Below are 13685 nucleotides of genomic sequence, written 5' to 3' on the forward strand. Positions count from 1 at the left end.
AGGAAAAGGTAAAAACGGTTTTTTCCTATTCCCTATTCCCTATTCCCTATTCCCTCGTCCTTTGACAACCAGCTTACAGCCTTAACTGATGACGAATGCCCATTGCCCATTCATGGTACCATAAGGCAACTTAATCCCTAGACTTGGTAACTCCTAAATCATGTCCACTCGTAACCGTTCTAACCGCCCCATTCTACTCGGTATTGTTGGTGATAGCGCTGCTGGTAAAACCACCTTAACCAAAGGAATCGCTCAAGCTCTTGGAGAAGACACCGTTACCGTTATTTGTACAGATGACTACCACCGATATGACCGTAAACAACGGGCAGAAATGGGCATCTCTGCACTGCACCCTGATTGTAACTATCTGGATATTATTCAACAACATCTAGGGCTATTGCGAACCGGTCAACCCATCCTCAAACCCATTTATAATCACCATACGGGGATGTTCGATCCTCCCGAATACATCGAACCCAAACGATTCGTAATTGTTGAAGGACTCTTGGGTTATTCCACCCGCATTGCCAGAGACAGCTTTGATGTTAAAGTATACCTTGCTCCTCCAGAGGAGATACGCGGTCAATGGAAAGTTAAGCGCGATACGCGCAAACGCGGATATACAGAAGAGCAAGTGATTGAACAATTACGCAAACGGGAACCTGACTCAGAGCAATTTATCCGTCCGCAACGCCAATGGTCAGATATTGTCGTTAGTTTCTATCCCCCAGAAGATCGTACCGAAGAAAATGACCTATTATTAAATGTGCGTTTAGTGATGCGCCCCACTATTCCCCATCCTGATTTTACCGGTATTTTAGAACCCAGCCGATCGCACCTGAGTTCTGCTATTCGTCTCGAATTAGACCGGGACATGAATAAACCCGTTGATGTCTTAGAAGTAGATGGTCATGCCAACAGCGAACAAGTCAAAGAACTGGAAAAAATCCTCTGTCATGATGTGCCTTATTTAGGCAAATTCTGTAGTTTAGAGGGGAATGAAGAAATTGGTAAGTTGGTGGGCACAACTGGCGAAATTCTGCAAAGTTATCCCTTGGCACTCACCCAACTATTGATTACTTATCATATGTTGAAAGCCGCCCATGTTGGTGAGTGAATTTCCATAATGCTCCCTTAAATAAGGGGTCCCCAGCCCCTTGTCTCCCATTTCCACTGCACAGAAAATGGGATAATCCCTTTTGATTTCTCCCTATCTCTCTCTAAATTTTGAATTAAAATGACGTATAGTATTCGGATGCTGGATCTGCCCACTAGCGAACGCCCGCGAGAGCGCCTCATTGAGCGGGGAGCCAGACATTTGACTACAGCAGAATTAATTGCGATTTTACTAGCAACTGGGCAAGGAAAAGGCAAATTATCAGCCATGGGATTAGGGCAACATCTGTTACAAGAGTTAAGCGAAAGTCAGCGCAACGCCCTAGAAGTTCTGCGTGATATTAGTCCTCAAGAATTAACTAAAATTCATGGTATTGGCCCAGCTAAAGCAACAACTATTTTAGCAGCGATAGAGTTAGGAAAACGGGTGTTTGAATGTCGCCCGGTTAAGCGAGAAATTAATAGTCCTGATGAAGCTGCGGCAGCCTTAAGTCATGAGTTGATGTGGCAAAATCAAGAAAAATTTGCGGTTTTATCCTTAGATGTTAAAAACCAAGTTTTAGCCACTAAAGTTATTACTATTGGTACAGCGACGGAAACCTTGGCTCATCCGAGGGAAATTTTTCGGGAAGTAATTCGTCAAGGAGCTAGTCGTTTGATTATTGCCCATAATCATCCCACAGGAAGCACAGAACCGAGTGAGGAAGATATTGAGCTAACCAAACAGTTATTGCAGGCGGCTCAGTTATTGGGTATTCCGTTGTTAGACCACCTGATTTTAGGTCAGGGTTCCCATCAGAGTTTGCGGCAAACTACGGATTTATGGGATAATTATCAAGAGTTTGGTTAAGCTTTATAATGTTGGCGTTACCTATCCTACTGAATATACAGCAGTTTCCTCTGCTATGAGGTACATTAATGACGGTTTTTAACAATATCTAGAACAGCTCAGAGCTTCTACCAAGTCTGTTGTTTGCTCCCCCTATCCCCCCATCACAGCGCAAAGCGCTGTATCGTTCTAAACTCAATTAATTATGCTACAAATTCCGCAACAAATCGCCCAAGAATTAGAGTTGAATCTCTCTCAAGTTGAGAATGTACTGCAACTGCTGCAAGAAGGGGCAACGATTCCTTTTATTGCTCGCTATCGCAAAGAACGAACGGGATCGCTCGATGAGGTACAGTTGCGAGAAATTGCCGATCGCTCCGTTTATCTGTCGGAGCTGGAAGCTCGGAAAAAGACTATTTTAGAGTCTATTGAGAGCCAGGGAAAACTAACAGATGCTCTCAAGGAAAAAATCGAAAATTGTCAGCAGAAAACGGAACTTGAAGACCTTTATTTGCCCTATAAACCCAAACGCAGGACTCGCGCGACTATTGCGAAGGAAAAGGGACTCGAACCCCTGGCACAACTGCTGCAAGATTTGAATACGTCCCAAGGCTCGGTCTCGTCTTTGGAAGAGTTGGCTCAATCCTATTTAAACTCAGAAAAAGGGGTGGAAACTGTAGAAGAGGCGCTCAAAGGAGCGAGTGATATTATTGCGGAACAAATTGCGGAAACGGCTGTTTTACGGACGCAAGTGCGGGAGAAAATGATTAAAACGGGGGCATTTGTTTCCCAAATTAAGAAGGATTATCCGGAGGGAACGACAAAATATGAGATGTATCGCAATTATAGCGCTCCAGTCAGTAAAATGGCGGCCCATAATTTGTTGGCTCTGTTTCGGGGAGAAGAGGAAAAGGTTTTAAAGCTGGATCTTGATGGCGATCGCGATAAAATCCTAGAGAACTTAGAAAGTCAGATTCTGCGTACCCGCAACCGGGTATTGCGTCCCTGGTTTCAGGAGGCGATTGAGGATAGCTTTAATCGGTTGATGAAGCCGTCTTTAACGTCGGATATTCGCGCTGAGTGTAAATTGGCAGCCGATATTGAGTCTATCCAAACGTTTGAAACGAACTTGCGCGAACTGTTGCTCTCTCCTCCGGCTGGAATGAAACCGACATTGGCAATCGATCCAGGATTTCGCACGGGATGTAAGGTAGCGGTATTGGACGAAACGGCGAAGTTTTTGGAGTATCAGGCGATTTTTCCCCACCAGGGAGAGCGCCAAAGACAGGAAGCAGCCAGGGTTACGATCCGGCTAATCGAGAAATATAGCATAGAGTTGATTGCGATCGGCAATGGTACAGCGTCTCGCGAAACCGATCAATTTGTAACAGAAGTGCTGAAGACTTTAGAGCGCAAACCGATTAAGGTAATGGTGAATGAATCGGGAGCTTCGATTTATTCAGCCAGCGATTTGGCGCGAGAGGAATTTCCGGATTTAGATGTGACGGTGCGCGGTGCAATTAGTATTGGTCGGCGGTTGCAAGATCCGTTGGCGGAATTAGTGAAACTTGATCCCAAATCGATTGGGGTGGGGCAATATCAGCATGATGTCAATCAGAAACTGCTCAAAAAACAGTTGGATGAAACCGTAGAGAGTTGCGTGAATTATGTGGGTGTCGATTTGAATACGGCTTCGATACAACTGTTGTCTTTTGTGTCAGGAATCACGCCCACGATTGCCAAGAATGTGGTCAAGTTCCGCGACGAAAATGGAGCGTTTAAGAATCGTCGCCAACTGTTGAAAGTGCGGAAGTTAGGGCCAAAGGCGTTTGAGCAAGCGGCGGGTTTTCTTCGCATTCGTGAGGGGGATAATCCATTGGACAATACGGCGGTTCATCCGGAAAGTTATGGCATTGTGCAACAGATGGTGAAGGATCTGAAGTTGCCATTGGCGCAAATTAGTGAAATTGCGGATCGGGTGTGTGAAATTGATTTACAAAAGTATAGGACGGAGGCGATCGGATTACCCACACTCAAAGATATTCTTAATGAGCTTCAGAAGCCCGGTCGCGACCCCAGAGCGAAATTTGAATACGCGACGTTTAGGGAGGGCATCAATGAGATTACAGACCTGAAAGAGGGGATGATTTTAGAGGGGGTGGTATCCAATGTAGTCAACTTTGGGGCGTTTGTGGATATTGGGGTACACCAGGATGGCTTAATTCATATTTCCCAAATGGCGGATCATTTTGTTAGCGATCCGAAGGATATTGTGAAGGTAGGACAAGTCGTAAAGGTGAGGGTTTTGGAAGTGAATGAGCAGTTGAAACGGATTGGTTTATCTTTGAGGGTTTAATGTCAACTTTAAATAAAATCGCTCTATTAAGGTTGTGCTTAATGAAAATTCATGAAATTTTGCTCAAGGGGTGATAAGGAGGCTCAATGCTAGAGAGAGTGGTGGGTTCAGGAGCAGATCGCTAAAAGAGTAAAGTGGTCGTGTAGAGACCACAAAAATTTAAAAATGCTTCCTCGATTGTACCAGAAAATCCTCGAACCTAATTTAAGTCGGACAGAATACTTAACCTTACAACGGCTAATCTGGGTAGTGCAAGGCTGCCGCAATGTAGCCCTCTCCAAACTAGCTCAAAGATTTCCCCAACCCAGAAAAGCAGCCAGTCGACTCAGAAGTCTTCAAAGATTTCTGAGTCGGGAATTTCTGAGTACGAAGAAATTGTGGTTCCCCTGGTAAAAGAATTATTAAGAGAAGAAGAAGAAAAAGCTCAGAACCGTCAGAGGAAGAAAGGACTATGGCACAAAGGATATATTTTATAGTCGATTCGATTAAGATTGATACAATCATGATTGGTCTATTGTAGGGTCGGGTTTCAAACCCGCCCCTACAACAATGTCTCATTGTTAATCGAATTCACTATAATTGAGGCACTATTAAGCACAACTTCAGAAAGAAATGGTCTTAATCGTAGATGAATCGCTGAACTGTATATGGCGATCGCCCTCCCAATCGGCAATCGCCTTTTATTCGTCCCTTCTACCCCCTCTCCCTCAACCAACAGTCTAAATCTTCTACACTCGTCCAATCGAGGATCGTAATCCCCAACTCATCTAAATCATCCAAAGACAACTGTTGCATTTGGGAGATCGCCGTTTCAGGAATTTCTCCAAACCGTCGCTGAAGTAGACGCAAAATTAATCCTAATGCTGCTTCAACCCGACCTTCCTCACGTCCTTGTTCTAACCCTTGTTCTAACCCTTGTTCTAACCCTTGTTCTAACCCTTGTTCTAACCCTTGTTCTAGCCCTTCTATCCTTGCTTGCACTACATAACCTTGCTGGTCAAGTATCCACCGTTCCTTTCGGTCTAACTCGTCAGCTTCCTTGACACTCAAATTGGCTCTATTGGCAATTCCCAACGCTTTGCCGATTTCTGGCACTTCTTCTAGAGAACTGGGAATCATCTGTAAATTAGGGGCTTCCTTCATAAAGTAGATCCATTTTTCCGTCAGTGTTTGTAATTCTTCCAGAGATTTATTAAATTTTCGTAACTCTACAAAGATCAGTTCAATCTGTTCGTCAGGATACTCGAATGATAAGGTTTTCTCTTTTAAGCCAAAGTGAGTAATAATGGGTTCCACCTCCGGGAATAGGGGAAAATCAGCGATCGTTAGAGCAATGACGGGTTGCAGTCCTACATAACGTTGACCGATGCTCAGTTGATTTCCATAAGTTTTAGCCCAGTTATACAAGACTCGCTTTTTGAAGGCCGGTACATTTAATACTTGCATCTCAATCAAGACAGTTGTACCGTTACCTAAGACAGCTTTCACATCAAGATAGCTATCTTTAAGGGTGCTAATATCCACTTGATTATAGGGATCGATAATTTCTAGGTCTTGAATTTCTGGATTTCCTGCATAAATTAGGGCATTTAAGAAGCTAATTAAAATATCTTTGCTTTCTTGGGAACCAAAGATCCGCTTAAAGGCGAAATCGGTTTTGGGACTGATAAATTCCATGATTATTTATCCTTTAATCACCAGTGTAGCCCTGTGTATTGAGAGCATTGCGTAAATCTTAATCTTCGTCCAATCGTGGCAAAGATAAGACAAAACTGGGTCATACACTTTCCCTGGATAGTAAACAATTATAGCACTTCGCGCGAGGGAAGAGGGTTGTGGAACCTGCCGATAGAGGATTGAACACTGTATTAATTATTCATGATTCATGAATAACTTCCACCATTCCCGTTTCCCCATCAATGCGAACCCATTGCCCATTATGCAACCGTTCCATAATGTTGGGAATATCCATAACGGCTGGAATTCCGTACTCTCGCGCCACGATCGCGCCATGGGATAGCCTTCCCCCAACTTCGGAAATCAATCCGCCTGCTTTTGCCAATACCAAAGACCAACCTGAATCCGTATAAGGAACAACCAAAATAGTATCGCTATCCACCGTTTCCACATTTTGTAACTGACGCATGATTTTTACCTGACCTTCCGCTTGTCCTGGACTTGCTCCAATGCCTGATAACGTTTGCCCTTCCTTTAATCTAGACTGACCAGAAGAGGTAATTCTTTTGATAGGTTGATTACCGTAAGCAACGTAAGGAATAGATTTCACTAATTTATCTTGGGCAAATGTTGCTCTGCGAGTTGCAATAATTTCTGGTATGCTGTCCGTCGATAAAAATGTATCGGTAGAGTGAGATAACACCGCTTGCACTTCTGGCAAAGTGAGGAAAAAGATATCTCCTTGAACCGGTAAAATCCCGGATTCGATCCAGAACTTTTCTAGGGCTAAGAAACTCCAACGCAACTGAGCTAACAATTGGCTGTAGATTTGAGTAACTTGACCCTTAAGATTTAAACGCACTTGCACCATTTGAATTTTAAGCCCTTTCGGTAAGGTTTTGGGGCGATCGCCTTTCATCTGATGTAACTGTTGCAAAAACATATCGCGCACCATCCTCGGATTATCCCGCCATCGAGGAACCGAAATATCCGTTGCTACCTCACTCAGATACCCATAATCCTCCATAAATTGGCAGAGCTGATCGATAATACTCTGACCGTCTGGCAATTCAGACAAACAACCAAACAAGGTTTCCGGGGTCTCTGTCTCCAAATGGGGCAGTAAATGGTGGGCACAGGTGGCCAACTCTTGCAATGCTTCGAGAGCAGCCACTTCTGGCATTTCTTGATAATCTAAATCCTGTTCAGAAACCTGAAACACGGCCTGCCTCAAGGCAAAACTCAAGGGGGATAAAATACTGTAATAAGTGGCACGCTTTAGGGTTTCTAAAATTAAATCCACGCGGTCTAAGCACTCTGAAGGGGTTTGAGGAACTTGTTTTTTTAATTGCTCTAATGTAGGGGAAAACCACTTATAGTTATCTCGCTCAAAAGTTTCTTCTAAAGACCATTCCCGTTGCAGAAGTCTCCATAATCCGGGAATCTGTTTGACGGTAGATGATAAGGGAGGGCGCGTAAACTTTGCTCCTCTGGTCAGAAACTCCAAGCTTTCGGGCGGTAGTCCCATCTTGCGGAAAATTTCTCCTAATAGGGAAGCATTAAAATAAGCGACGGAATGGTGTAGCGTAGCTAATTGATTTAAGTCTAAATTGGCAATTTTTTTTCCTAAAACAATGGCAAAAATATCGCGCCAAACGCCACAAGTGAGGGGTTGATTAATTGACCAGGTCAGGGGATGAATAAATCCGGGAATGACTTCGGCAGCGATTTTTCTCGTCCAAATTGGACTCAGGGTGGTAATGGGGCGAGTTTGCAAAAGCCAAAGTTGCTGACCATCATATGTCCATTCAATATCTTGGGGGATTCCGTGATAGTTGCCTTCAATTTGACGGGTTATTTGAGCCACTTGGTGAATTAAGGCGAGGGGAATACCCCCATCACCTTCTAAAATTTGGGTGGTTGGTTCTCCATCCGTTTCTATCACTAGGACGCGATAGGATTCTGGAGTGACTTGACCAGAAACGACACGGCTTGGATCTCCGGGAAGCACTTCAATGATTACATCTTCACCACTGCGGGCAATAGGGTCACGGCTAAAGGCAACACCGGAAAAGACTCCGGCGATTTGTGGTTGAATTAAAACGGCGACTTGGGTATCGGGGAGTTGTCGGCTTTGACGATAGGCGATCGCCTGGGGATTATCGGCCGATCGCATACAAGTGAGGATGGCTTGGTGTAAGCCTTGGGCGTTAGTAATCTGGGGAATACTGGTATATTGACCGGCTCCAGAGGAGTGTAGCGTATCTTCTCCGAAGGCTGAGGAGCGAACAATCAGAGGGTTCTGAGGAGAGGGGTTCAGGAGGCTAATCACCGGTTGGGGGTCATCTCCAGGGAGTAAAATCCAACCCGGAGGAACGGGATAACCGAGTTTTTTCAAGTAGGCAAGGTTAGCCGCTTTTGCACCCACTTCTTGGGCTTTGAGGGGGCGATCGAGGGAGAGAATTCCCTTATTTCCAGGAAAGAGTGAGGGCATATTTGGGTTTCGAGTGGAGGAATTAGAGGGAAGTTCGAGGTCGTCGGGGATGTGTTGGTAGATGAGCGCGAGGGTGGTGTTGAGGGAGATCGTAGCGATCGCCAATCCTTTGGCATTGGGGTGCATGAGAATCTGAAGCAGGGGAAATAGGATTAAGATGCCATATTGACGGGATTTGCGCTCCCGGACGACCGTGAGACCCACCAGAGCGATCAGACCGACGAGGAGAGAAATTTGCCAGTTATGCACCACTAATCCCCAGGTGGCGTTCGTCGTTCCTGCGGCTTGACTGATGAAGTAGCGTCCCAAAACAAGGGCGATCAGGGCGATAATTTCCCACACAGGAGTTTGGGGAAAGAGCGATCGCGCCAAGAGAACTGCACCGATCCCTTTTCCCGCTTCCGATAAGACGGCACCGATCCCTGCCAGTTTACCCCCATGATAAAAGGCAGCCGAAACGGAAATATTTCCTGTACCCAGTCGGGCTAAGTTTTTGCCCGTTAACGCTAGGGTAAGCCATTGGATCAGGGGGGTACCGCCGAGCAATGGACAGAAGATTAAAATAGCCAGACCTTTGAGCAGTTCGATAGACATTTCTGGATCGGGTTTTGTTCACTGACGATCGCGATCTTAATATGACAATGGGAAAATGGGGGGATAGGGGAATGGGAAGATAGGGATATGGAGGGATAGGGATTACCCATTACCAAAATTTTTAATTCATTCGATCGATCGTCCGGTATTGGATGGCTTCGGCGATATGGGCAGATTGCAGGGTTTCCTGACCGGCTAAATCGGCGATCGTGCGGGCAACTTTGAGGATGCGATCGGTTCCCCTCGCGGATAATCCTAACTTGCGAATGGCTCCTTCTAATATTTGCTGACTGGTTTGATCGAGTTGACACCACTGGCGCAGATGCGAAGTTTGCATATGAGCATTGCAATGGAGATTGGGATCGTCTTGGAATCTGAACCGAGCGCGATCGCGGCCTATTGTAACCCGTTCGAGTACAGTTGCGGAAGGTTCCCCAGTACTCTGTTGAGTAATTTCTTCGGGTTTGAGACGGTTGACGGCAACTTGTAGATCGATGCGATCGAGTAATGGACCCGATAATTTGGCCCAGTAATTAATCCGTTGGCGCGCAGAGCAAGTGCAGGATTGAATCGAATCGCCATAATAGCCACAGGGACAAGGATTCGTCGAAGCGACGAGGGTAAACTGGGCAGGAAACGTAACCGTTTGACGAGCGCGGGATATGGTGACTTCCCCATCTTCAAGGGGTTGGCGGAGAAATTCGAGAACATTGCGTTTAAATTCGCTCAATTCATCGAGAAAAAGTATACCTTCGTGGGCAAGGGAAATTTCACCGGGTCTGGGATAGCTGCCACCACCAACTAAAGAAGCGCCTGAGGCGGAATGGTGGGGACTGCGAAAGGGGCGATCGCACACTAAAGAGCCTTTATTTTTCAATAAACCAGCGACAGAATGAATCTGAGTCACTTCTAAAGCTTCATCAAAGCTCAAGGGCGGCAAAATTCCGGGTAAACGCCGTGCTAACATGGTTTTTCCACTGCCTGGAGAACCAACAAAGATTAAATTGTGACCGCCGGCCGCCGCAATTTCCAGGGCACGGCGACCATGAGCTTGCCCTTTAACATCCTCAAGATCTAAACGCTTCGCAGATGAATTTTGCCAACGTTTCACGCCATCAAATACGACAGGTTCGTAGCGATCGGGCTGACTGAGGAAATCCCCGACTTCAGAAAGTTGGTTAAACCCATACACTTTCAATCCACTGACGAGGGCAGCTTCTTGCACATTATCTTCCGGAACGACTAACCCCGTAATGTCTAATTTTTTCGCAGCAGCGGCGATCGGTAAAACTCCAGCCACCGGGCGCAAACTCCCATCTAGGGAGACTTCCCCCAAAAACAAATAATCTCCCAGTAACTGAGGATTGACCTGTTCCGAAGCCGCCAAAATTCCAATACCAATGGGCAAATCGAAACTTGGCCCCTCCTTACGCAAATCTGCGGGAGTCAAGTTAATCACGATTCTTCGCATGGGAAACGCATATCCCGAATTTCTCAAGGTTGCCTTTACCCTTTCCCGCGACTCTTGCACCGCTGTATCCGGCAATCCAACCACTACGATCGCCGGTAGTCCCCCAGATACATCAACTTCAACTCCCACCTTAATGGCGTTGATTCCGACTAGGGATGCACTCCAGACTCTAGCTAACATAGGTAATGGGTCATAGGTAATGGTAATCTCCGCGTCTTCCCATTCCCCCACTCCCCCATTAATCTACTTCAGCCGGTTTATTTTGTCGCACAGTTTCGATCAAAGAACCGATCGCAAAACCCGCAGACGCTCCAATTATGGCATAGGTACGAGGCGCTCGTGATGTACTAAATCCATCAGTAAATTCTGGTCGGTGGGTGAGATCGCAACATTGAAATTGTCGTTGCGACATTTTCGACACCGACAATCCAAAGACAATACCAATCAAAGCCGTAACAACCCCAGAAAAAAAAATTAACTTCAGATTCATGAGTATTCCTCCACGCTTGTCAAGACCTTACCTTGTTTATAGCAGAACCGGGGAATTTTTTACCCTTGTTCTCAATAGCTCTTAACACAATAGTGAGGAACTTCAGTTATAGTTCTGTTACATACCACACCGAATCATCCGGGCAAAGAAATAGGTCGCCATTTTTCCACCATAGGGCGATCTCCACCATCCTGAAGGATGAGACCCCGCAGGCGCATCTAAGCTAAAATCCAGGTTCTCTAACTCCAAAAATTTGCCATCTTTAAACCAACCCATTTTAGCTGCTGTTTTCTCTAAAATCTTCATATCCACTTTAGAAATATCATCACTACCCCCCTCTTCCACATAGAATTTTTTCTGGACGCTAAAACCGAACTTGCCATCACTATATTTGAGCCACAGGCGATCGATCACGCGAATAATACTACAGGGACACATCAGCACATTATCCGGCGTTAATTTATCATGACGGCTTTGGCCCATCGCTTCTAACATTAAGGCAGTAGTAATTTCGTCTGCGTCCTTCCATTGGCCAGCGCTTAAACATTCACCCAACTTACCATAGCGCTCCACATCAGTGACGACATTGAGTAAGTATTCAACTTGTTCTTGTAATTTATTGGCTTTTTCGGGTAAGGAGGTTAAGACACTCAACTGAGCGATTTGCGCTTCGAGTTCAGAAATACGAGTTTCTAAATCAGGGGTTTGGGGTTCATTGGAAGGTTCGTTAGACATGAGGTTTCGATTAAGACAGGTTCTTCTGCTGTCCATTGTGGCAAATTCTGGGAGGGATGGGGAGAAGGGAGAGACGCACAGACCAAGCAATTACCTATTCCCTATGACCAGCGCGAAGCACTTTATGAAGATTTATTGCAATTTCAGATTCTTCCCAAGGCAAATCTTTAATTAGAAGAGAGCGTTTGAGTAGGCTTGACATTTTATCCGATAAAGCATCCTTAAAAAGGATAAACAAAAGCGACAACAATTGACAAATAACCCATCTAGATGTTTAATTCTAAACCGATTCAGTCCAGGTACTTCAGACTCTTCAAAATATTTGTAGTATTGCCCATCGTCAGTACCAGCCAATGTAGATACATAGACGGGGACTAAAACCTGTGCCATTATAGTTCTGCTCCAATTGTGGGTTACTCACAGTTGAGGAAGTCTTGGGAGAGTGCTGCAACACTTTCTCAAGGTGTTAATATCCTTTCACTGATGAATCAAGCATAATCCCGGCGATCGCTCAAGGCAAGCGATAATCCAGAGAAAGTTTCCATAGACAAAATAGGGAGCGATCGGAGGTTTTCTATTCAAGACAGAAGAAAGCTTTCAGCCGTTTTAATAACGCTAGCTTACTTCAGGGTCTTTGGTTCAAATCCCTCTCTCTCCGTTGAATCTGTCTCTTCCATGGAGAGACTTTCACCCTCGAAAGGTGTTAACACCTTCAACAGATTAGTAACTTCACACCTAATTTGCACCTAAAACCCACCATAACACCCCCCCAAGGGGTTTGGGGGAAAATGGGTCAAAACAGGACTTTTCATTAAGGGTGAAATTTCGGTTAGACCGGCTATGCCCCGGTGCAATCGGTCTCGTTCTCCCAGAAGGCGAATCACTTGAATATCCCTGCTAGACCAAGGCGATCGGCGCTCTTGCCCCACGGAATTGCTAAGGTTATCTCGGAAAAGTGTATATGCATAATCAATGTCACCCTCATTCACGCTGACACTGATGATGCATATGGATAGCGTCACCCTGACTCCCTAAGAAGGAACGGCTAGGGCGTATCCTTTCGCGTTCCTGCAACCCGGTCAAAGCTTTGCGGGGTATGGATTTCACGGAAAAAGTCCAGGAATCTGCAACCCAGTTAATCCAAAGGGATGGTAGCGTACTCAATGTCTTACAGAGTCTAGGTTTCGCAGGAAACACTCAGAAAGTGGCATCCTGTCTCCAACTGAGAACCTGTGAAACCAATATCCTGTAAGGCTTTCAGGGTTTTCTTGCAAGAAGTGAGAAACTGTGAAAGCCCAATTATCCTGGTAGCACCATCGCCAGAAGTCAGTAGGAGTGACGAGAAGCCAATCCTACTGCCAGAATGATTCACTGTCTAACTTATGCCGATGGCTTCCAGAAGATGCCCTCTGACCGCTTCCCATCGGCAAGAGAAGCCCGATCGCAGTTATGCATATGCGGTTCCATGTCCGACTTATAGGAATCAACCTCACACAGCCAATGCCGATCCTTCTTGTTAACCTTCCCCACATAGATTCTCACTTTGGGATCTTCCAGGTTACCTGCTGGAGGGACATACAGAACCTTATCGCCGCGAGATGGAACAGAATCCGCTTTCGGTAAGTTGACTTGCTCTTGGGGAGTGGGAGTGGAAGTAGGAGTGGGGATAAAGTCATCAGGGGTAAAGTTATTTGGGACAAGTTCATCTGGTTGATGTTCTCCGTAATACCCCCAGTTCTTCCAGAATACCTTCCATCTCCCATCCTCTAGTTGCTCGGTAACAACCCCCTCATTATAGAAATCCATCTCTGGGTCTCCATCATCTAATGTTCGCAATTTAACTCTAGATCCCTTCTTCAACCATGACCCTGGAAGAGAATCATTGGAGACATCTTTTTCAGTGATGGGAGGATCTCCCCATGG

General features: G+C 45.5%; 11 protein-coding genes. 4 read left to right on the forward strand and 7 right to left on the reverse strand.

Annotation, left to right across the window (positions count from 1 at the left end; all coding sequences use genetic code 11):
• The first annotated feature begins 160 nt into the window (after positions 1-160).
• The 4 genes from AC3A14_RS21210 (at position 161) to AC3A14_RS21225 (ending at position 4694) form a co-directional block, all read left to right on the forward strand.
• Positions 161-1117, forward strand: coding sequence for a phosphoribulokinase (locus tag AC3A14_RS21210; RefSeq protein WP_271944694.1), 957 nt, complete (start codon positions 161-163; stop codon positions 1115-1117).
• 120 nt (positions 1118-1237) lie between these two features.
• A complete protein-coding gene (gene radC, locus AC3A14_RS21215; RefSeq protein WP_318732342.1) occupies positions 1238-1966 on the forward strand; it encodes a RadC family protein in 729 nt (242 codons plus the stop codon).
• Positions 1967-2150: 184 nt separating this feature from the next.
• Positions 2151-4301, forward strand: a complete 2151-nt coding sequence (locus AC3A14_RS21220; protein ID WP_318732343.1) for a Tex family protein — start codon at positions 2151-2153, stop codon at positions 4299-4301.
• A 165-nt stretch (positions 4302-4466) separates the two neighbouring features.
• Positions 4467-4694, forward strand: coding sequence for a hypothetical protein (locus AC3A14_RS21225; protein WP_318732344.1), 228 nt, complete (start codon positions 4467-4469; stop codon positions 4692-4694).
• 300 nt (positions 4695-4994) lie between these two features.
• On the opposite strand, the gene AC3A14_RS21230 is transcribed toward AC3A14_RS21225, so the two are convergent.
• From AC3A14_RS21230 to AC3A14_RS21260, 7 genes are all read right to left on the reverse strand, one after another.
• On the reverse strand, positions 4995-5978 hold the full coding sequence (locus AC3A14_RS21230) for an Rpn family recombination-promoting nuclease/putative transposase (RefSeq protein ID WP_318732345.1): 984 nt from the start codon (positions 5976-5978) through the stop codon (positions 4995-4997).
• Positions 5979-6177: 199 nt separating this feature from the next.
• Positions 6178-9066, reverse strand: a complete 2889-nt coding sequence (locus AC3A14_RS21235) for a glycerol-3-phosphate acyltransferase (protein ID WP_318732346.1) — start codon at positions 9064-9066, stop codon at positions 6178-6180.
• 121 nt (positions 9067-9187) lie between these two features.
• A complete protein-coding gene (locus tag AC3A14_RS21240) occupies positions 9188-10717 on the reverse strand; it encodes a YifB family Mg chelatase-like AAA ATPase (RefSeq protein ID WP_318699680.1) in 1530 nt (509 codons plus the stop codon).
• A 58-nt stretch (positions 10718-10775) separates the two neighbouring features.
• Positions 10776-11027 carry a hypothetical protein gene (locus AC3A14_RS21245; RefSeq protein ID WP_318699679.1) on the reverse strand — a complete coding sequence of 84 codons (252 nt, stop codon included), beginning with the start codon at positions 11025-11027 and terminating at the stop codon, positions 10776-10778.
• A gap of 117 nt (positions 11028-11144) precedes the next feature.
• Positions 11145-11762 carry a GUN4 domain-containing protein gene (locus AC3A14_RS21250; protein WP_318699678.1) on the reverse strand — a complete coding sequence of 206 codons (618 nt, stop codon included), beginning with the start codon at positions 11760-11762 and terminating at the stop codon, positions 11145-11147.
• Positions 11763-12508: 746 nt separating this feature from the next.
• Positions 12509-12751: a hypothetical protein gene (locus AC3A14_RS21255; protein ID WP_318732347.1), complete on the reverse strand. Its 243-nt coding sequence runs from the start codon at positions 12749-12751 to the stop codon at positions 12509-12511.
• Between the two features lie 391 nt (positions 12752-13142).
• A partial coding sequence (locus tag AC3A14_RS21260; protein WP_487779148.1) for a hypothetical protein occupies positions 13143-13685 on the reverse strand: 543 nt, incomplete at its 5' end.

The organism is Roseofilum sp. (assembly GCF_982964205.1).

Coding starts and splice junctions, on each gene's coding strand:
- AC3A14_RS21210 (WP_271944694.1), top strand. CDS start 161: ATGTCCACTCGTAACCGTTCTAACCGCCCCATTCTACTCGGTATTGTT.
- radC (WP_318732342.1), top strand. CDS start 1,238: ATGACGTATAGTATTCGGATGCTGGATCTGCCCACTAGCGAACGCCCG.
- AC3A14_RS21220 (WP_318732343.1), top strand. CDS start 2,151: ATGCTACAAATTCCGCAACAAATCGCCCAAGAATTAGAGTTGAATCTC.
- AC3A14_RS21225 (WP_318732344.1), top strand. CDS start 4,467: ATGCTTCCTCGATTGTACCAGAAAATCCTCGAACCTAATTTAAGTCGG.
- AC3A14_RS21230 (WP_318732345.1), bottom strand. CDS start 5,978: ATGGAATTTATCAGTCCCAAAACCGATTTCGCCTTTAAGCGGATCTTT.
- AC3A14_RS21235 (WP_318732346.1), bottom strand. CDS start 9,066: ATGTCTATCGAACTGCTCAAAGGTCTGGCTATTTTAATCTTCTGTCCA.
- AC3A14_RS21240 (WP_318699680.1), bottom strand. CDS start 10,717: ATGTTAGCTAGAGTCTGGAGTGCATCCCTAGTCGGAATCAACGCCATT.
- AC3A14_RS21245 (WP_318699679.1), bottom strand. CDS start 11,027: ATGAATCTGAAGTTAATTTTTTTTTCTGGGGTTGTTACGGCTTTGATT.
- AC3A14_RS21250 (WP_318699678.1), bottom strand. CDS start 11,762: ATGTCTAACGAACCTTCCAATGAACCCCAAACCCCTGATTTAGAAACT.